Genomic DNA, 653 nt, shown 5'->3' on the forward strand with positions numbered 1-653 from the left:
ATCGGTGGTGATAAACCATTGCCATACCTGCCAATCGAAGAGGACAATCCGTTTTTAGGTTGGCGCGGGATTCGCTTTACGTTAGATCATCCTGATATCTTTTTGATTCAATTGCGTGCGATGCTAAGAGCCAGTGCTGAAAGTGGTAATTTAAGTATCTTGTTACCCATGGTATCTGGTATTAAAGAGCTGGATGATGCGATGACGCTGATCAACCAAGCCTACAGCGAAGTTGTCTTGCTTGATGAGCGTATTCAGGCTCCAAAGGTCGGGGTGATGATCGAAGTACCATCGATGGTATATCTGCTTCCTGCCATCGCGCATCGAGTGGATTTTGTCTCTGTTGGTACTAACGACTTAACTCAGTATTTACTGGCGGTGGATCGGAACAATTCCCGCGTCGCTGATGTCTATGAATCCATGCATCCGGCAGTGCTGTTAGCACTCAAACAGATTCATGACGTGTGCGATAAATATCATGTGCCAGTGTGCATCTGCGGTGAATTAGCCGGTGATCCATTTGGTGCGCTCTTATTACTTGGGTTGGGATACACCAGCTTAAGTATGAACACATCTAACGTGGCTAAGGTGAAGTATTTGATTCGTCATAGCCAACAACAGGAACTAGAAAAACTAGCGGAACAGGCGATGAC

1 protein-coding gene is annotated in these 653 nt (G+C 45.9%); it reads left to right on the forward strand.

Annotated elements, in window-relative coordinates; all coding sequences use genetic code 11:
• On the forward strand, positions 1-653 hold a 653-nt coding region (locus tag R7Z49_RS25610; protein WP_318112475.1), incomplete at both ends, for a putative PEP-binding protein.

This window comes from Vibrio sp. 1562 (assembly GCF_033340155.1).
Classification (GTDB): domain Bacteria; phylum Pseudomonadota; class Gammaproteobacteria; order Enterobacterales; family Vibrionaceae; genus Vibrio; species Vibrio alginolyticus.